This is a genomic window from Micromonospora sp. USAFONa4, assembly GCF_057197825.1.
The window spans coordinates 693,393-712,553 of sequence record NZ_CM170072.1; the positions used below are offsets into that span (position 1 = coordinate 693,393).

General features: G+C 74.1%; 13 protein-coding genes. 6 read left to right on the forward strand and 7 right to left on the reverse strand.

The features are described 5' to 3' along the window. Positions 1 to 10 precede the first annotated feature (10 nt). Entirely contained in the window at positions 11 to 1,918 is a 1,908-nt protein-coding gene (locus AC0OO9_RS02785; protein WP_132240729.1) for a beta-L-arabinofuranosidase domain-containing protein, read from the reverse strand. A 236-nt stretch (positions 1,919 to 2,154) separates the two neighbouring features. Here AC0OO9_RS02785 and AC0OO9_RS02790 point away from each other — a divergent pair, with 236 nt between their 5' ends. Together AC0OO9_RS02790 and AC0OO9_RS02795 are read left to right on the forward strand one after the other, a co-directional pair. After that, positions 2,155 to 3,153 carry a LacI family DNA-binding transcriptional regulator gene (locus AC0OO9_RS02790; RefSeq protein ID WP_484515298.1) on the forward strand — a complete coding sequence of 333 codons (999 nt, stop codon included), beginning with the start codon at positions 2,155 to 2,157 and terminating at the stop codon, positions 3,151 to 3,153. Between the two features lie 189 nt (positions 3,154 to 3,342). After that, positions 3,343 to 4,737, forward strand: coding sequence for an N-acetylmuramoyl-L-alanine amidase (locus AC0OO9_RS02795; protein WP_484515300.1), 1,395 nt, complete (start codon positions 3,343 to 3,345; stop codon positions 4,735 to 4,737). A gap of 48 nt (positions 4,738 to 4,785) precedes the next feature. Here AC0OO9_RS02795 and AC0OO9_RS02800 read toward each other — a convergent pair whose 3' ends face one another. Next, entirely contained in the window at positions 4,786 to 5,685 is a 900-nt protein-coding gene (locus tag AC0OO9_RS02800; protein WP_484515301.1) for a serine hydrolase domain-containing protein, read from the reverse strand. Between the two features lie 114 nt (positions 5,686 to 5,799). On the opposite strand from AC0OO9_RS02800, the gene AC0OO9_RS02805 reads away from it, so the two are divergent. Beyond that, positions 5,800 to 8,061, forward strand: coding sequence for a catalase (locus AC0OO9_RS02805; protein WP_484515303.1), 2,262 nt, complete (start codon positions 5,800 to 5,802; stop codon positions 8,059 to 8,061). Between the two features lie 115 nt (positions 8,062 to 8,176). Here the strand turns inward: AC0OO9_RS02805 and AC0OO9_RS02810 are convergent, their stop codons facing one another. The 4 genes from AC0OO9_RS02810 to AC0OO9_RS02825 form a co-directional block, all read right to left on the reverse strand. Continuing rightward, complete coding sequence (locus AC0OO9_RS02810) at positions 8,177 to 9,049, reverse strand: peptidoglycan DD-metalloendopeptidase family protein (RefSeq protein ID WP_484515305.1); 873 nt, start codon at positions 9,047 to 9,049, stop codon at positions 8,177 to 8,179. Between the two features lie 124 nt (positions 9,050 to 9,173). After that, the gene (locus AC0OO9_RS02815) at positions 9,174 to 9,596 is read right to left on the reverse strand and encodes a hypothetical protein (RefSeq protein WP_484515307.1); all 423 of its coding nucleotides are present in this window, start codon (positions 9,594 to 9,596) and stop codon (positions 9,174 to 9,176) included. 237 nt (positions 9,597 to 9,833) lie between these two features. Next, positions 9,834 to 14,120: a S8 family serine peptidase gene (locus AC0OO9_RS02820; protein ID WP_484515309.1), complete on the reverse strand. Its 4,287-nt coding sequence runs from the start codon at positions 14,118 to 14,120 to the stop codon at positions 9,834 to 9,836. Between the two features lie 314 nt (positions 14,121 to 14,434). After that, positions 14,435 to 14,965 (reverse strand): P-loop NTPase family protein, encoded by a 531-nt coding sequence (locus tag AC0OO9_RS02825; protein ID WP_484515311.1) that lies wholly within the window; start codon positions 14,963 to 14,965, stop codon positions 14,435 to 14,437. Positions 14,966 to 15,294: 329 nt separating this feature from the next. Between AC0OO9_RS02825 and AC0OO9_RS02830 the strand changes: the two genes are divergently transcribed. Then, the gene (locus AC0OO9_RS02830) at positions 15,295 to 16,377 is read left to right on the forward strand and encodes a hypothetical protein (protein ID WP_484515313.1); all 1,083 of its coding nucleotides are present in this window, start codon (positions 15,295 to 15,297) and stop codon (positions 16,375 to 16,377) included. A gap of 136 nt (positions 16,378 to 16,513) precedes the next feature. Here AC0OO9_RS02830 and AC0OO9_RS02835 read toward each other — a convergent pair whose 3' ends face one another. After that, positions 16,514 to 17,656 carry a M20/M25/M40 family metallo-hydrolase gene (locus tag AC0OO9_RS02835; protein ID WP_484515315.1) on the reverse strand — a complete coding sequence of 381 codons (1,143 nt, stop codon included), beginning with the start codon at positions 17,654 to 17,656 and terminating at the stop codon, positions 16,514 to 16,516. Positions 17,657 to 17,753: 97 nt separating this feature from the next. On the opposite strand from AC0OO9_RS02835, the gene AC0OO9_RS02840 reads away from it, so the two are divergent. Both AC0OO9_RS02840 and AC0OO9_RS02845 read left to right on the forward strand, forming a co-directional pair. Continuing rightward, positions 17,754 to 18,455 carry a GNAT family N-acetyltransferase gene (locus AC0OO9_RS02840; RefSeq protein WP_484515317.1) on the forward strand — a complete coding sequence of 234 codons (702 nt, stop codon included), beginning with the start codon at positions 17,754 to 17,756 and terminating at the stop codon, positions 18,453 to 18,455. A 3-nt stretch (positions 18,456 to 18,458) separates the two neighbouring features. Continuing rightward, on the forward strand, positions 18,459 to 19,094 hold the full coding sequence (locus AC0OO9_RS02845) for a MurR/RpiR family transcriptional regulator (protein WP_484515319.1): 636 nt from the start codon (positions 18,459 to 18,461) through the stop codon (positions 19,092 to 19,094). Positions 19,095 to 19,161: the final 67 nt, after the last annotated feature.

Here is a 19,161-nt window from a genome sequence, read left to right on the forward strand (position 1 = left end):
GTGGTCCGGGTCAGTCGGCCGGGAGCCAGACCCGCATGGTGGACGGGCCCCGCCGGGCCCAGCGGTGGTACGGCACGAGCCGGACCGTCTCCGGGCGCGGCGCCGGCACGGGCTGCTCGGTGGCGTACGGCCAGCGCCCGTCGGGTGGGGTGTCGAGGCCGCCGGAGACGGTCGCGCCGTCGCCGTCCGGTTCCGGAGGCGTGCGGGTGTCGACCCGCAGGGCGTCGAGGTCGCCGCCGGCCTGGTCGACGGACTCGGCGCAGAGCACGACGGGACCGCGTTCGACCGCCACGCAACCGCGCACCGCGTCGATCCGGGGATCCGGCACGGCCCAGCGCGGCCGCATCGGCAGCGTCAGGCGGATCTCGTCCCCGGCGGTCAGGCCCGGGAACACCGCCGGCTCTCCGGCCGGCACCGGCCGCCGGCCGGCCCGGTCGGTGACGGTGGCCCCGACCGCCCACTGCGGCACCCGCAGGGCCAGCGTCCACGGGCCGCCGGCGGCGGTGACCCGTACCGCCACGTCGCCCCCGGCCGGATAGTCGGTACGCATCCGCAGGCCGACCGCGCGGCCGTCGGCGAGTCGGGTGTCGACCTCCGCGTCGGCGAACTGGTGCACCTGGAGGCCGTCGGCGTCGGCGGTCACCAGGTAGCCGGCGAGGCTGGCCAGCAGCCGGGCCACGTTGGGCAGGCAGCAGGACACCTCGAACCACGGCGCCCGGGGCCCGCCGCCGAAGCCGAGCTGCTCGCGGTCGGCCGGCACCGTGCCGGTCGGGGTGCGCTGGTGCAGGGTGTTCGCGTAGAAGAAGGACCGCCCGTCGTCGGAGATCGACGTCGCGACGACGTTGTAGAGGATCCGTTCGACGACGTCGCCGTAGCGCGGCTCCCCGGTGGCCAGCAGCAGTCGCCAGGCGAGCATGACCGCCGCGACGCCGGCGCAGGTCTCCGCGTACGCCCGGTCGGCCGGCAGCACGAAGTCGTCGCCGAACGCCTCGTCGGCGTGCCGGGCACCCATCCCGCCGGTCAGGTAGGTACGCCGGGCGAGGGTGCGGTCGAACTGCGCGGCGACCACCTCCAGCAACTCGTCGTCGCCGGTCTCGACCGCCACGTCCACGACGCCGCTGGCCAGGTAGAGCGCCCGGACCGCGTGCCCGCGCAGCACCCGCGCGGCGCGCACCGGCTGCTCGTCGCTGAAGTACGCCCAGCCGAGGTGGTGCCGGGGGATGCTGCGGTGTCCACGCCGCTCGACGAACAGCGACGCCTGCTCCAGGTAACGCTGCTCCCCCGTCACCCGGGCCAGCTCGACGAGCGCCGGCTCGATCTCGGGATGGCCGCAGACGCCCCACACGCCGTCCGGGCCGAACGTGTCGCAGACGTGGTCGGCGGCCCGCCGGGCGACGGTCAACAGCTCGCCGTCACCGGCGGTGCGGGCCCGGGCGACGGCCGCCTGCACCAGGTGCCCCGCGCAGTACAGCTCGTGGCCGAAGGCCAGGTCGCTGTAGCGGGGCCGCTGGCCCGGCCGGCCGAACGCGGTGTGCAGGTAGCCGTCGGGCGCCTGTGCCGCCCGCAGCCCCCCGGTCAGCTCGCACAGCTCGGACTCCAGGCCGGCGTCCGGGCGTCGGCCCAGCTCCCAGGCGATGGCCTCCATGAGCTTGTAGACCTCGGAGTCGGAGAACTCCCGGCCGCGCCGGTCCGGGGACCCGTGGCCGGTCTTCGCGGTGACGAAGTTCCCGGTCCAGCCCAGCTTGTCCATCCAGGACCGTGCGTGCTCCAGGGTGGACCCACCGTTGGTGGCCTGCCGGCTGCCCCAGAACCCGCCGTCGATCCGGACCTCCGCCAGCCCGAGCGGTCGGCGACGCCCCCGGGAGGGCACCACGGGGCGGCCACCGGTGCGGTCGGCCACGAGAGGTGTGGGCGGCATGGACCCTCCCTTAAGGTGACTCAGATCACGACCCTGCCGCCACCCTGCCCCACGAAAACGTTTTCGACAAGCCATTCGAGCGACGAATCTCGACCATCATCGATAGATGGTTGCCGCCTTCCCTCTGCCCGGCGGGAGGGCTACTCTGAGGCTCGCGCTCGGGGCGGCGCCGCACTCCCCCTCGCCCCGAAAACGATTAGGAAGGTTTTCGGGTGGGCCGTCCGCGTTCTGACTCCGTGACCCTGCGGGACGTGGCGGGCCGCGCCGGCGTCTCGGTGTCCACCGCGTCGAAGGCGCTGAACTCGCGGGCCGAGGTGGCCCCGGCCACCCGGGAGCGGGTGCTGCGGGCCGCCGCCGAGCTGGCGTTCCAACCCAACGTGCTGGCCCGGGGCCTGATCTCCGGGCGCACCCGCACCGTCGGCCTGCTCACCGACGAGCTGGCCGGCCGGTTCGCGATCCCCATCCTGCTGGGCGCCGAGAACGCGCTCGGCAACGAGCAGATGTCCGTGCTGCTGTGCGACGCCCGCGGCGACGCGATCCGCCGCCAGCACTACATCCGCACCCTGCTCGCCCGGCAGGTCGACGGGTTCATCATCGTGGGCGACAGCAACGACCTGCGCCCGTCGCTGACCCGGGACATCCCGGTGCCGGTGGTCTACGCGTACGGCGAGTCGACGGATCCGGGCGACCTGTCCGTCCTCGCCGACGACGAGGGCGGAGCCCGACTGGCCGCCGAGCACCTGGTGCTGCACGGGCGGCGTCGGATCGGCCACATCACCGGGCCGGAGACCTACCGCGCGGCCCGCGACCGGGCCACCGGGCTGCGCGCGGTGCTGGCCGAGGCGGGGCTGCCCCTGACCGGCGACCCGCTGTACGGCGAGTGGTCGCAACGGTGGGGCCGGCACGCGGCGCGACTGCTGCTCGCCGCCCGGCCCGAGGTCGACGCGGTCTTCTGCGGCAACGACCAGGTCGCCGCCGGGGTCGCCGACACCCTGCGCGACCTGGGCCGGCGGATCCCGGACGACGTGGCCGTCGTCGGCTACGACAACTGGGAGTTCTTCGCCGCCGACTGCCGCCCGCCGCTGACCACCGTGGACCTCAACCTCGAACAGCTCGGCGCCACCGCCGTCAACCACCTCTTCGCCGCCCTCGACGGCGATCGCGCCGCCGGCGTGGTCCGCCAGCCCGGCCGCCTCGTGGTCCGCGAGTCCACCGGACCGACGCCGCACCGCTGAGACCCGCGCCTCGGCTGAAACGGGACGTTCGTCGACCGGGCGGCGCGCACCGGCCCGAGCAGGCCGATGAAGGATTTCGCCACCCCCTTGCATCACGACGGAAGGCATTTACATCGCCGTCCGTCGCGGTGTACGTTACCGCCACCCGCCGATCCTCATCGACATTGGCAAATATTGTGAGGGGTGCAGATGACTGCTCGACCCGCCGCGCGCCGCAGGCGTGGGCTGCTCAGCACCATGCTGGCCGCGACCCTGGTCCTGACTGCCGAATCAGCCCTGGCCGCCGCGCCCGTGTCGGCCGCCCCGGAGGGGGCCCCACCGGCGGCCGCCCGGCTGGCCACCGCCTTCGACACCGCCGCCGGCCGGTACGACGTCCCCCGCGACCTGCTCGTCGCCCTCGGCTACGCCGAGACCCGCCTGGACGGCCACGGCGGCGCACCCAGCGCGGCGGGCGGCTACGGCATGATGCACCTGGTCAGCAACCCCAAGCTGCGCACCCTGGACGAGGCGGCCACGCTGACCGGGCTCAGCCGTGCCGCGCTGCGCGCCGACGCCGCCGCGAACATCGCCGGAGCGGCTGCCGTCCTGCGCTCCTACGCCGATCAGGCCGGCCTGAACGCGGTTGAGCGCGACGACGTCGACGAGTGGTACGCCGCTGTCGCCCGCTACGGCGGCGCGTCCCAACCGGCGCTCGCCCGCGTCTACGCGGACGCCGTCTACGACCTGCTCGGCACCGGCTTCGAGACCGGCCACCCCGGGGTGGCGAAGGTCCCCGGCCGCCAGGTGGCCCCGGAGCGGGACCTGCCCGGTGACGTGTCGGCCGGGCCCGGCATCCTCAGCACCGACTACGGGCCTGCCGCGTGGGCGCCGGCGAGCACCAGCAACTACACGGTGGCCAGCCGACCCACCAGCCACTCCGTCAGGTACATCGTCATCCACGTGACGCAGGGCAGCTACGCCGGCTCGATCAGCTGGTTCCAGAACCCGGCCGCCCAGGCCAGCGCGCACTACACGTTCCGCTCCTCCGACGGGGCGGTCACCCAGTCGGTGCGGGAGAAGGACATCGCCTGGCACGCCGGCAACTGGACCTACAACACCCAGTCCATCGGCATCGAGCACGAGGGGTACGTCGACAACGCGGCCTGGTTCACCGACGCGATGTACCGGGCGTCCGCGACGCTCACCCGCAGCCTCGCCAACAAGTACGGCATCCCCAAGACCCGGACGCACATCATCGGTCACCACGAGGTCCCCGGGGCCACCCACACCGACCCGGGCCCGAACTGGAACTGGTCCTACTACATGCAGCTGGTGAACCAGCAGACCGGCGTCGGCTCCGGCACGGTGAACACCGAGGGGGTGAGCCTCAACGTGCGCTCCGGTCCCGGCACCGGCTACGCCGTCGTGGGTTCCGTCGCCGACGGCGCGACCGTCAGCATCTACTGCCAGGCCGTCGGCACCACGGTGACCGGCCCCTACGGCACGAGCAACGTCTGGGACCGGATCGGCACCAACCGCTACGTCTCCGACGCGTACGTCCTGACCGGCCACGACGGCTTCATTCCCGGCGTGCCACGCTGCTGACCACCACGGCCGGTGCCGTCCGCCCGCCGGGTGGACGGCACCGGCGCGTCAGCACCGCGCGACGACGAGCTCGTGGATCGCGGTGAGCAGCTCCTCGTCGCGCTCCGCGTGCGCGGTCACCGTGACGGCGGCCCGGCGCGCGGGGCAGACCACCACGTACTGGCCGTAGCGGCCGTCCAACCGGTACGTGTCGTCCCGGTCGAGCCACACGCCGAGTCCGTATCCGTGGGTGTACGGCTCGCCGTACGTCACGGCGCTCGTGTCGACCCGCTCCCCCGTCATCCGCCGCACGTACCGCGCGGGCAGCACCTGCCGGCCGTCCCACCGGCCCTCCTGCAACAGCAGCCGGGCGAACCGCGCGAGTTCCTCCGTACGCAGGAAGAGGTCGCTCTCCGCGAGCGGGTGACCCAGCGGACACGCGCGCCAGGCCGGGTCGTGCAGGTCCAGCGGCGCGAACAGGCGCGGCAGCAGGAACGAGCGCAGGTCGGCCCCGGTGACCCGCGCGATCACCCGGCCGAGGGCGTACGGACCCGAACCCGTGTACGCGAAGCGGGTCCCGGGCGCGGCGGCGAGCGGCGCGGCGACGATCTCGTGGAGCAGGTCGGCGGCGGTGATCCGCTCGTCGGCGAACCAGCGGTGGCTGGTGCCGCTGGTCATCGTCAGCAACTGCCGGAGCGTGACGGCACCGAGCCCGTCGGCGGCGATCGGCCGCAGCTCGGGCAGGTGGTCCAGGAGGCGGTCGTCGAGGCTCAGCCGCCCCTCCGCCTCGGCCAGCCCCACGGCCACGGACGTGAACGTCTTCGCGACGGAGTACAGGTTCACCCGGTCGTCGGAGCGGAAGCGGTGTGCCACGGGCGGGTGGCCCTCGCGGTGGACGTGGATGCCGTACGTGCCCAGGGCGCGGTCGCGGTCGGCCCGCACGAAGTCGTCGAGGAGTGCGGCGCTCACGGGCGGACGATACGCGAGACGGCGGGCCGCCGGCGTGTCCCCGTTTCCGCCGCCCGGCTCAGGGTACGGGCCAGGACGCCTGCTCAACACCGTTCTCTTGGAGGAACTCGCCAGATGGATGCCAGCAAGCCCGCCAAGGCGGTCAAGGACGTGGTGGAGGCCGCAGCCGGAAAGGTGGCCGACGCGCTGACCCCGGACGTGCCCGGCGCGCCGGGTAGCGCCCCGCCGACCGTCGAGGAGCCGACGACGCCACACGATCCGCTGCCGCCCAAGAAGGAACAGGGCGCACCGGAGACCCGTACGCCGACCGGCGCGGCGACCGGCGCGCCGACGACGGCGAACGGTCAGCAGGGCGCCTTCCTCACGACGTCGCAGGGGGCGCGGCTGCGTGACACGGACCACTCACTGAAGGCCGGGCCGCGCGGTCCGGTGCTGCTCCAGGACCACCACCTGCGCGAGAAGATCACCCACTTCGACCACGAGCGCATTCCCGAGCGCGTCGTGCACGCGCGTGGGGCCGGCGCGCACGGCGTCTTCGAGGCCTATGGCACGGCCGAGGGTGTGACGAAGGCCGGTTTCCTGGCGAAGGGCAGGTCGACCAACGTCTTCGTGCGGTTCTCCACCGTCCTCGGTTCGCGCGGCTCGGCCGACACGGTCCGCGACACCCGCGGCTTCGCGACGAAGTTCTACACCGACGAGGGCACCTTCGACCTGGTCGCCAACAACATGCCGGTCTTCTTCATCCAGGACGCCATCAAGTTCCCCGACATCATCCACGCCGGCAAGCCGCACCCCGACCGGGAGATCCCGCAGGCGCAGAGCGCGCACGACACCTTCTGGGACTTCGTCTCCCTGCACACCGAGGCGCAGCACCACACCATGTGGAACATGTCCGACCGGGGCATCCCGCGCTCGTACCGGATGATGGAGGGCTTCGGCGTCCACACGTTCCGGCTCCTCAACGCCGCCGGCGAGACGGCGCTGGTCAAGTTCCACTGGAAGCCCAAGCTGGGCGTGCACTCCCTGACCTGGGAGGAGGCGCAGCTGCTCGGCGGCGTGGACCCGGACTTCCACCGCCGGGACCTCTACGACGCCATCGAGGCCGGCGCCTTCCCCGAGTGGGAGCTGGGCCTCCAGGTCTTCCCCGACACTCCCGAGGAGACCTTCGCCGGGATCGACCTGCTCGATCCGACGAAGATCGTGCCGGAGGAGCTGGCGCCGGTGCAGCCGGTCGGGAAGCTGACGCTCAACCGGACGCCGACGAACTTCTTCGCCGAGACCGAGCAGGTCGCCTTCCACGTCGGCCACCTGCCGCCGGGCATCGACGTCACGAACGACCCGCTGTTGCAGGGCCGGCTGTTCTCGTACGTCGACACGCAGCTCACGCGGCTGGGCGGGCCGAACTTCTCGCAGATCCCGATCAACCGCCCGCACGCCCCGGTCAACGACATGCTGCGCGACGGCTTCCACCAGCAGGCCGTGCACGCCGGGGTCGCGCCGTACCGGCCGAACTCGCTCGACGGCGGCAACCCCTTCCCGGCCGGGGACGCCGACGGCGCGTTCGTCGACGTGCCGGTGCAGGTGACGCAGGCGCCCAAGGTACGCGCCAACCCGGTCTCGTTCGACGACCACTACAGCCAGGTCCGCCTGTTCTGGCTGAGCATGTCGCCGGTCGAGAAGGAGCACATCGTCCGCGCCTACACCTTCGAGCTGGGCAAGTGCTACCACCAGGCGATCCGGGAGCGCCAGCTCCGGTGCCTCGCCAACATCGACCCGGTGCTGTGCGCGGAGGTCGCCACCGGGCTGGGTCTGCCCGCGCCGGAGCCGACCGTGCCGCTCGTCGACCCCGCGCCCAGCCCCGCGCTGTCGCAGGTGGGCAGGCAGTGGCCGGCCGATGGCCGCACCGTGGGCATCGTCGTCGACCCCGCCGCCGGGCTCGACGACGTCGACGAGGTGCGCCGGGCGGTCCTCGCCGCCGGCATGGTGCCGCTCCTCGTCGCCCCGCACGGCGGCCTGGTGGGCGACCTGCCCGTGCAGCGGACCTTCGCCACCGGCCGCTCGGTCGAGTTCGACGTGCTCCTGCTGGCCGGGGCGCCCGCACCCGCACCGGACGCGTCGCCGTCGCGCGACGCCAAGGCGGGCGCGGCGGACTCCGCCGCCGTGGATCCGCGGGTGCTGCTGCTGGTCGACGAGTGCTGGCGGCACGCCAAGGCGATCGGCGCGTGGGGCGCCGGGGTCGACGTGCTGCGGCAGGCGGGGGTCGCCGGCACGCCCGGCGTCGTCACGGGCGGCTCCGGCGCCGAGGTGCTCACCGCCGTGCAGCAGCTGATGGCCGCCCACCGGGTGTGGGAGAGGTTCCCCGCCCCCGTCGCCTGACGCGCTCGTCCGCCGACGAGGGCCGTCCCCCCGCAGCACCGGGAGGACGGCCCTCGTCGCGTCCGGTCCGCGCCGCGCCGCCGCCCGTTCGGCGGGCGCGGCGGTGCTGTCGCGGTCAGTCCCACCTGTCCTGGTTGAGGAAGCGGGCGAAGCCGCGCCACGAATTGGGCCCCATGACCCCGTCGATCGGGCCGGTGTAGCCGTGGCCGGAGGCGAGGCGCTGCACGGCACGCCAGGTGTTCGGGCCGGGCTGGCCGTCGATCGGCCCGGTGTAGCCGTAGGCCCGCATGGCCCGCTGGAGGGCGGCGTAGGTGTTCGGCCCGGGCACGCCGTCGATCGGTCCCGTGTATCCGGCGGTGAGCCGCAGCCAGTTCTGCATGCGCTGGTGGAAGATGACGCCGGGGACGCCGTCCTGCTCGGTGGAGGTCTTGGGCAGTCGCCCGGGTACGGGGTTCTGCCCGATGTAGGCCAGCGGGTCGATGCGTACGCCCGCCGGGTTGATCATGTGCCAGTGGACGTGCGGCCCGGTGGACGAGCCCGAGCCCGGCGCTCCGGCGGCGCCACCGGAGAGGCCGACGACGGTGCCGCTGGCGACGGCCGCGCCGTTGCCGAGCAGGAACTGCGACAGGTGCATGTACTGGCTGCGGTACCCGTCCGCGTGGTAGATGGTGACGGTGTGTCCGCCCGTGCCGTTGTACGGGATGTTCTGGACGGTGCCGGCGCCGCAGGCGGGCAGGCGGGTGCCGACCGGCATTCCGAAGTCGACGCCGCCGAGCGAACCCCGGTTCAGGTGCTCCTGCCAGGTGCCGGTGACGGGATACCCGGCGAAGGGGTGGTGGATGGCGGGGGCGGCGTACGCGCGGCCCGGCACGGCCAGCCCGGCCAGGGCGCCCGCGCCGAGGGCGGCGCCGAGCAGCACCGCGCGGCGGTCGACACCGGCGACCGCCGGCCCGTCGCCACAGCACGCGGGTGGGTCGAGATGGTCCATCGCGTGCTCCCTGCGGGTCGGTACGCCGGTCGAGCCTGCGACACTACATAGCCGCGGATAAATCTGTCGACCGCCCGCTGCGCCACGGGCGACCGTCCCGCGCCGTACCGCACCACCGGGTCGCTCAGCCGCCCGGGCAGCGGCTGTCACCGCCGCTGTGCTCCTGGCAGGTCGTCGGCGCCGGGAGCGGCGCGGCCGGCGGCCGGAGGGTGCGCGCGGCATCCACGACCGCCGGCGCCAGCGCCACTGCGGCCACGACGGCGAGGAGCAGGTAGACCAGCCCGGTGCGGCGGTACCGGCAGCCGAACGCCACAAGCGCGATGACGGCCGGCCCGCCCGCTGCCGTCGCCGCCAGCACCAGCAGCGCCTGGGCGGAGCGGCGCCCGAATTCCGCCGACCGCCCGCCACCGTTCGAGTGGTGGTCGGCCCAGCCCTGCATGCCGATGGTGAACAACCACCACAGCAACGCCAGGCACGCCACCACCCAGGCCACCGTCAGGAGCACGAGGGCGTACCGGGACCGGGCGGCGGGTGTCGACGAGGTCATGCCGTACAGCCTCGCGGAGCGGGGGCCGTGGGACGTGAGCCCGGGTACTCACCGCGCGGGATCTCCCGCATCCGGGCGTACGGGCGGGGGCCGGGTCGGCGGTTGCCACGCGTCAGGCGGCGGCGCCTCCGGCGGGAGGGGCCGCCGTCGAGGACGGCGGCCCGCCGGTGTGGTCGCGACGGCGACCGCACCGGCGGGCCTGGCCACGTCACCGACGGGCCGGGTGGGACGGTCCGCTCACCACCCCCGGCACTGGCCGGACGTCGGGCCGCTGACCGTGTTGGCCACCCCGTTGTCCACCGGCGGCGGCTGGTTGCCGACGCACCGCAGCGGCCCGTCGATCCGGTTGCCCGACACCACGACCGGCGTGTCGCCGGTGCGGCTGTCGACCACGCTGACCGGGCCGGTCACCCGCGTCCCGGCGATCAGCACCGAACCGGTGACGCCGGTGACCGACAGCGGGCCGTCGACCGTGCTGCCCGTCAGCTCCACCACCGTGGCTCCGGTGGCGGTCACCGGGCCGCTGACGCTGGCGCCGAGCGCGATCAGGCCCGCGCCCTTCGCGACGTTGACCGGCCCGAACACCGTGGCGCCCGGCGCGAGGCAGGTCACCCCACCGTTGACCGGCAGCGGACCCCGACGCTCACCGCTGACGACCTGGGCGCAGGTCTGGTCGGTGACCTCGAGCGTCACGGGCAGCGTCGACAGCCGGTTCGACGGATCGTCGCTGGTGACGCAGAGCTGGGCCCGGTACGTACCGGCGGCCAGGCCGGTGCTGTCCATCGAGAGCGTCACCTCGGTGGACCTGCCGGCGCCGGTGCCGGCCGACGTCCGCGACGCCGTCAGCCACGGCACCTCGTCGGGCGTCACGCACGGCTGCAGGTCGGGCAGCCGGACGTGGGTGATGAACCGGGCCGCGCCCTTGTCGTTCTCGACCTCGACCAGGCGGCCGGAGCGGTCGATCTCGTGGACCCCCTTGGAGCTGGTGGTCAGGATGTTGCCGTTGCCGAGCGGGTGGACGCCCTGGTAGCCGCTGCCACCGGGAGGCGTGTAGACGCCGATCAGCTTGCCGTCGCGGTCCATCTCCCAGACCCCGGGGGCGGAGCCGCTGCCCCAGCTCGCCGCGAGCACGTTGCCGTTCGGCATCTCCGCGAGCTGACCGGGCCAGCTCAGCCCCTCGAAGAAGCGGGCGTTGGCCGCGGAGCCGTCCTTCTTGAAGCTGTGGATGGCGTCGCTGTCGCTGCCCGAGACGAGCATGTCGTCGCCGCGGAACAGGATGCCCCACGGCCCCTTCAGCCCGTCGGTCCCCGGCGCGACGAACGTGCCCAGGTACTTGCCGTCGGCGTCGAACTCGACCACCGAGTTGGCGTTGCTCTGGGACGCGACCGTCACCAGCACGGTGCCGCGCGGCGAGAGCGCGATACCCCGGGTGTTGGTCATGATCTTCGGATCGTCCACGCCGCCGGCGGGCGCGAAGATGCGCCGGAAGCTGCCGTCCAGGGCGTGCTCGGTGATCACCGAGTTGACCTGGTCGGACATGAGGAAGCCGCTGCCGTCCGGCTTGGCGATGACCTGGAACGGCGTGTAGAGGTTGCTGGTCGGGTCGAACTTGAAGTGCGGGATGAACTGCGGGTCGATCTGCTTGCCGGTCTGCGGATCGAACGCCATCACCCCACGGGTGGCGCTGCCCGAGTTCGGGATCAGCAGGACACCGTCACGTAGGAGCCGGATCCGCTCGTCGTCCGGCCCGGCGTCCGGGTCGTCCAGTCGCCAGTCCAGCACGCCGTGCCCGGCGTTGCGTACCGCGAACTTCTGGCTGGTGACCAGCCCGGCCGGCTGCCGCGCGGAGATCGACTTGGGCGCCACCTCGATCTTCGGTACCGGCACCACCGTCAGTTCCAGCGCGATCGTCGTCGTCGGCTGGTCCTGGTCGTTGCTGGCCAGGCACAGGTTCGCCGTGAACACGCCGCCGTCGTCCAGGCCGGTCGAGTCGAGGGTGATCTGGATGTCCTGGCTCTTGAACGCGCCCAGCGTGCCCTGCCCCGGCGTCACCTTCACCCAGGTCGGCCAGTCGCAGTCGTCACCGTCGCCGGTCGCCCGCCACGTGAGTTCGGCGCCGCCGGCGTTGCCCACCTTGACCGTGTGGGTCTCGTTCTGCGCCACGTCCATGCTGGAGCTGAGCGCGGTCTTGTCCACGGTCAGGTCCGGGGCCGCGGGAAGGACGGCGACCGGGAAGTGCGCCTGGGCGATCGGCTGCCCGTCCGGCGCGTGCCGGGCGTCGGTGGTCAGGTCGATCGCGCCGAAGAGCCAGTTCTTGCGGGCGGTCCCGGTGACGTCCAGGGTGATGGTCAGCTCCTGGCTGGCGCCGGGCGCCAGGGTGAACTGCGTCGGCGCGACCGTGATCCGCGCGCCGGCCGGGGCCTGCGGCGTGACCTGGTAGGTCGCGGCCACCTTGGCCACGCTGGACACCGTCCGGGTGAAGGTGCAGACCTTGAGGCAGTGGTGCTCGACCACGGCCGGCAGGTTCAGCGTCTGCGGGTCGCCACCGGCGTCGGGGTTGGCCGCGACGAAGTTCGCGGCGGTCTCGTCGAGCACGATGCCGGTCCGGGCGGCCTGGGCGAGGTTGATCCGGCCGGAGCCCATGTCGAACGCGTCGGCCGGCGTGCGGCCGTCCTCCTTGACGACCCCGTCGCGGTCCGCGGTGACCGCCAGCGCGGAGCGGATCCGCGTCGGCGACCAGTCGGGGTGCAGCGCCGCCAGCAGCGCGCCGGCACCGGCGACGTGCGGCGACGACATGGACGTGCCCTGCATGAAGGCGTACGGGGCCGGGTTGTCCTTCGTCGCCATGGTGGCGGCGAGGATGTTGCGGCCCGGGGCGGCCACGGTGGGCGCGAGCATGTCGAACTTGCTGGGACCGCGCGAGCTGAAGTCGGCCACGACGTCGGTCCAGTCGCCGTCGCGCAGCACCTCGCTGCCGGGGTCGACGCGCACGGTGACGGCACCGTCGGTGGCCGCCGCGTGCTCGCGCAGCCGCTGCCCGTCGGCGAGGGAGACCATCACGGCGGGGATGGTGGTCCCGGCGAGCGCGCCCATCGTGATCGGCGGGCCGCTGTACTGGTTGTGCACGACCACGCCGGTCGCGCCGGCGGCGGTGGCGTTCTTGACCTTCACGGAGAAGTCGCAGCCGCCCCGGGGCAGCAGGGCGACCCTGCCGCTGAACGCCGCGGCCGGGAACGGAAGGCAGGCCTGCACGTTGTCCGCGTCGACGGCGCCGGAGTACCGGATCGCACCCTCGATGGGCGGGTTCGGCGAGCCTTCCCCGATCACGGCGGCGATGCCGGTGAGCGCGGCCGGGACGGGCGTCGGGCCGGTCACGTCGAGCCGGTGGGCGATGACCCGCTCGTGGCTGACCGCGGCGACGGACATGTTCCACGGCGCGGTCTTCGCGACGGTGCTGGGGCCCGGGCCGCTGTTGCCGGCGGAGGCGGCGACGAAGATGCCGGCCGAGTACGCCTCCAGGAACGCCTGGTCGACGAGGTCCTTCCAGGGGTCGTCGCGACCGGAGATCGAGTAGTTGAGGACGTCCACGCCGTCGGCGATCGCCTGGTCCACCGCCGCGATCGTCGCCGAGGAGAGGCAGCCGAGCGCCATGCAGACCTTGTAGGAGATGACGTTGGCCCGCGGCGCGACGCCGGAGACGGTGAGCTTGTGCGTGCTCGTGCCCACGGTCATGGTCGCCTCGTGCCGGTTGCCGGCGGCGGTCGAGGCGGTGTGGCTGCCGTGGCCGTTGTCGTCCCGGGCGTCGGTGCCGACCATCGACCAGGCGCCGATCAGCTTGTCGTTGCAGATCGCCTTGTGCTGGGGGTGGCTCGGGACGCAGACGCCGACGTACCTGCCCGCGCCGTACGGGTTGGTGTGCCGGTAGCCGTCACCGTCCACGGCCGCGAACGACGGGTGGTCGGGGTTGATGCCGGAGTCCAGGATCCCGACGATGGCGCCCTCGCCACGGGTCCCGACGTTCTCCGCCGTCCGCCCCTCCCACACCGCGGGCGACTGGATCAGCGCGTTGCTGGTGTCGGTCGTCAGCTCCAGGATCTCGTCGGGCACGACCGCCCTGACCCCCGGCAGGCCGGACAACCGCGCCGCCTCGTCCGCGCTGAGCGCCACCGCCAGTCCGTTGACCACGTTCCGGTAGGTGTGGGCGACCCGCACGGAGCGCCCCAGGACGGCCTCCATCTCGTCCACCACGGTGTCCTGCCGCTGCGCCAGTTCCCTGGCGTAGGGGGTGCTGGCCGCGGACCGGGCGTCGATCCTGCCTGCGCGCGCCCCGGTGCCCCGGGTGGCGGCCACCAACGACGGCTTGTCCAACTGCACCAGCCAGAGCCCGCTCTTGGGCTGCGGCAGGCCGGAGGCCGGGCGGGGCGGCCCCTCGGGTGCCTGCCGGGTGGCCGACAGCGGCGCGCTGGAGGGCGCCGCGGCAGCGGACACGGGGGCCGCGGCGAGCAGCATGGTGCTCGCCGCCACCGCCGCGACCAGACGGGCCGGTGTTCGCCGACGGGAGGGGAACGTTCTTCGGGAGGGGTGCTGTGCCACGGTGAGCTCCTAAGTCACTTCAGCGGCGCGATCGGTGCTGTCTCGCTGCCTGGCCAGAGCCGGGGAGTGCTCGGTGCGGCTGGGTGCGATCGTGTGAAACCTAGGTGATCATCGAGACCGAGGCAATGGTGTCCGTCCATCCGTGCGCGGCACCGGGCCAGCGGCGCCGACGCCACGGTCGGCCGGAGTCCGCCACCGGTGTGGGCCGGTTCCGACGGTCGTGCCGGGCTTGCCGGGGCCGGTCCTCATCGTCGGGTGAGATCGGACAGCCAGCGCTCCAGGGCCGCCGGGGAGCGGAACAGCAGCACCGGCGGCCCGGCCGGATCGGCCTGCCAGGCGCGCATCCGCCGCCGGGCCCGGCCGAACGCGGTGACGTGCCACACCAGGATCGACTCCCGGGACAGCACGCTGCGCAGCGACTCGCGGTTGCCGTTGCAGATCTCCTCGCCGCTGACCAGCCGGCGGACGGTACGCCGCAGCAGCCGCCAGAAGGAGAGCCAGCGTGGATAGTCCAGGCCGACGACCAGGTCGGCGCGTGCCAGCACCACGTCGCGCCACCCGTGGTACGCCCCGTCGAGGATCCAGCGGTCGCGGCGGCAGACCGCCTCGATCCGGCTGCGCTGCTCCGTGACCGGCACCTCCACCCAGCCCGGCTGCCACAGCAGGTCGTCGACCGGGTGCCACGGCGACCCGAGCCGCTCGGCCAGCCGCGCCGCCAGCGTGGACTTGCCGGCGCCGTACACCCCGTAGACGAGGATGCGGGCCGGTGCGGTCATCGCGGCAGCGTACGCCGCCGGTGTCGGCCCGGCGCCGCCCCGTCCGGGCGGGTGCGGGCGGACGGCGGCGCCACCGGCTCCGGTCGCGGCGACGGCGGCGGGCCAGGTCGCCGCCACGGCGGGCCGTGACCGGGGCCGCGTCCCCGGGTCATACACTCATTCCCTGGTCACGCGCCCGGACGCCGCTGACGTGGGGCCGGCGACGCACCGGAGCCGGGCGGACGACAGCCGGTCACGGCACCCGGCGCCCGGCCGGCAGGGGTGGACCGCCGGTCCGCGAACCGCGCCGGTCGGCCGGGCGGGGCGGACCGGCACTGAAGGGACTGCTGGTGAGGCGACGAGGCAACCGGACCCGGAGGCTGCGGGTCGCGGCGGGGACGGTCGTCGTCCTCGCCGTCGCGACGGCCCCCGGTGCGGCCGTGGCCGACCCGACACCAGCTGCGGTCCCCGGGACGCCGGTGTGCGAGGTGCGTGGTGGCCGGCTGAGCGAGATCTCCGGCATGGCCGCGACGGACGGCGGCCTCGTCATGATCAACGACGGCGCGGACGACGAGGCCCGCCGCCGCATCTTCTTCCTGGACGACCGGTGCTCCGTGGTGCGGACCGTGTCCTATCCGTCCCGGCCGCGCGACACCGAGGACCTCGCCGTCGGGGCCGACGGCACGGTCTGGGTGGCCGACATCGGGGACAACGACCGGTCCCGGCAGACGATCGCGGTGTGGAAGCTGCCGCCGGGGGCCGACCGGCCGGTCCTGTACCGCATGACCTATCCCGACGGCCCGCACGACGCGGAGGCCCTGCTCGTGACCGGCGACGACCGGCCGGTGGTCATCTCCAAGTACTCGGCCAACCTGTACGCCCCGAGCGCCGCCCCGCGTCCGGGTGCGACGACACCGCTGGTGAAGGTGGGACAGGTCCGGCTGCCGGCCTCCACGACGAGCAACCCGTTCGGGGTGCTCGGTCGCACGGCGGTCACCGGCGGCGCCACCGCACCGGACGGGCGCCGGATCGTCCTGCGCACCTACGCGGACGCGTACGAGTTCGACGTGACCGACGGCGACGTGGTCGCCGCGTTGACCGGCGGGACGCCACGGATCGTCGCGCTGCCGGACGAACCGCAGGGCGAGTCGGTCACCTACAGCCGCGACGGGCGCTCCCTGCTCACCGTGTCCGAGACCGCCGACCAGCCGCCGGGGACGCTGCCCGTGGTCCGGCGCTACCCGCTGCCGGCGGCCGTTCCTTCCTCCGCGCCGCCCACCACGTCCGGGCCGACGGCCCGCGCCGCCAGCGACGGGACCGGCCGCGCCGGCGCCGTGGGGACCTACCTCGTGGCGGCCGGAGCGCTCGGACTGGTGCTGATCGCCGTGGGGCTGGTCGCGCTGATCCGCACGCGGCGCGCCGGATCGCGCTGACCCACGACGCGGTACACCGGGTCGCGCCGATCCGGCGCGCGGCGGGCCAGGTCGCGCCACGCGGTACGCCGGACCGCACTGACCTGCGCGCGCCGGGCGGGCCGGCCGTCCCGGCTGTCGGGGGCGCGTGCCCGGGTCAGGCGCCGTCCCCCTGGGACGCGGCCTCGGTGTGGAGGCCGGTGAACAGCGCTGCCAGCAGGTCGATGCGCGCGTCGATGCCGGCCGCCGAGACCCACTCGTGCCGGGCGTGGGCGCCGCCCCCGGGCGGGGCGAGCCCGTCGACGGTGGGGCGGCCGAGGGCACCCGTCGTGTTGGTGTCGGCGGCGCCGTCCGCCGGTCGACCGGCGAGGCGTTGACCGACGCCGGCGGCGATGTCGACGATCCGGTCGAGCAGGTGCGCCCCCGCCTCGTCCGGCCGCCAGGTGGGCCGGTGCGAGAGCAGCCGGGCGTCGAGCCGGGCGCGGTCTTGTACCGGGCGCAGCGACCGCAGGCCGGCGAGGACGGCGTCCTCGTCGTCCGGGTCGGTGAAGCGCAGTCCCAGCTCGGCGTGGGCCGCGCCGGCCACCACGTTGGTCCGCCCCCCGCCGGCGATGGTGCCGGTGTTGAGCAGGACCGGCCGGCCCCGCACGAGTGCGCGGAGCCGCACGAGCTGGTCGACGAGCTCGTCGATGGCGTTGACGCCGGCGTCCGGGTCGAGCGCGGCGTGCGCCTCGACCCCGGTGACCTCGATGCGGACCCGGGTGCTGCCGCGCCGGCCGGTCTTGAGGTCGCCGCCGGGGTGCGGCGGTTCCAGGCCGAGCACCGCGCGGGCCCGGGCCGCCTCGGCCCGGACCAGCCCGGTGGCGGTGGGCGAGCCGATCTCCTCGTCGGCGACGACGAGGACCCGGATCTCGGGGTGCGGCGTGCCCCGCCGCTCGACGCGTGCCGCCGCCGCGAGCAGTGCGACGATCCCGGCCTTGGTGTCGTAGACGCCCGGGCCGCGGACGACGTCCCCCTCGACGGACCACGGCATGCCGGACAGCGTGCCGACCGGCCAGACGGTGTCGTAGTGGGTCAGCAGCAGCACCGGGTCGCCCGGGACCTCTCGCGCCGGGAGGGTCCAGACCAGATGGTCGCCGCTCGGGTGCGGCACCCGGGCGGTGTCGAAGCCGGCGCGGGCGGCGTCGGCGTCGAGCACGTCGGCCAGCGCGGCCAGCGCCCGCCGGTCACCGGTCGGCGACTCGTGCAGCGTGTAGCGGTGCAGCGCGTCGAGCGCGGCACTGGATCCCGAGGACGACATATGCGGACCATATGTTTCACTCGAACACCTTGTCAACGGGCGCTATCAACGGCAGCATGGGCAACATACGATCGATATCATTGCTAGGGAGTGGCTGATGACCGCTGACACGCAAGGGATCGTGGCGCGTGACCTCGCCGGGCTCGCCGAGTGGACGGCGGCCTCGGCGCTCTACCGGAGCGTCTTCGGTTACGAGGGCCCCGAGCACGCCGTCAGCCCCCGCCTCCTGGCCGCGCTGGGCGAGAACGCCGGGACCGCGGTCGGCGCGTTCGACGGGGACGGCTCCCTCGTCGGCTTCTGCTACGGCTTCACCGGCGTCGAGCACGGCGAGCTCTACCACTACTCGCAGGCGGCCGTCGTCGACGCGCGGGCGCAGGGGCGCGGCGTCGGCCGCCTGCTCAAGCACGCCCAGGCCGAGGCCGCACGACGCGCGGGCGTGCACACGATGCGGTGGACCTTCGACCCGTACGCGCTGCGCAACGTCCACTTCAACCTGAACGTGCTGGGCGCCGTCGGGATCCGCTTCCTGCCCGACTTCTACGACGACGGCGACAGCGACCGGGTCCTGGTCCGGTGGGACCTCGACCGTCCCGGGGACGGCAGCACCTGGGCGCCGGGGCACGGGCACGCGGCCGTCGACTCGCCCGCCGACGACCGTACCGCCGCCCGGGGGCCCGACGACCGGGCGCGGCTGCGCCTGGAGCTGGCCGGCCGGTTCGCCGCGGGCGGGCGGCTCGTCGGCGTCGCGCGGCGGGCGGACACCCCCGGTCGCGTCAGCTACCTGTTCGCACAGGATTGAGGCATGACCACGAAGAGATCGACCCCCGCGGAGCGCTTCGACCGCAACGTGCAGCGCAGGTCCGCGCAGGTGCTCAAGCAGCGGGTCCTGGAGCAGCAACGCAGCGAGTTCGCCAAGGCGCTGGCGTGGGCCGCCGAGCAGGACGCCATCGAGCGGGCCGCGGCGCTCATCGTGTCGGCCCGCCGGCGGTACCTGCTCGGCCACGGCAAGTCGCTCGGCTTCGCGTCCCTGCTCGCCGCCGACCTCAGCGCCGGGCTCTCCGGCGTACACCTCGTCGACGGCGCGGCGCTGCGGCCCCTCGACGTGCTCAGCGACATCCGCCAGGGCGACCTGCTCGTGGCCGTCTGCATGGCGCGCTACCGGCGAGAGACCATCGACGTCGCCTCCGCCTACGTCCGCCACGGCGGCCAACTGGTCCTCGTCACCGACGCCGAGGACGCGCCGCTGGCCGAGACCGCCGCCGTCCGCATCGTCATCGGCACCGACAGCGCCTCCTACGCGAACTCCCCCACCTCCGTGGTGCTCGCCCTGCACCTGCTCGCCACCCTGACCATCGCCAGTTCGAAGGGGGCCGGCCGCCGCCTGCGCGAGCGCGACGCCCTCGCCGCCGAACTCGATCTCTACCAGGAGGAAACGTGACCGACCGCAGGCGAGGCGGAGGGGCCGCCCACGAGCCGGCCGGGGATCGCCGGCACGGCGAGGTGAC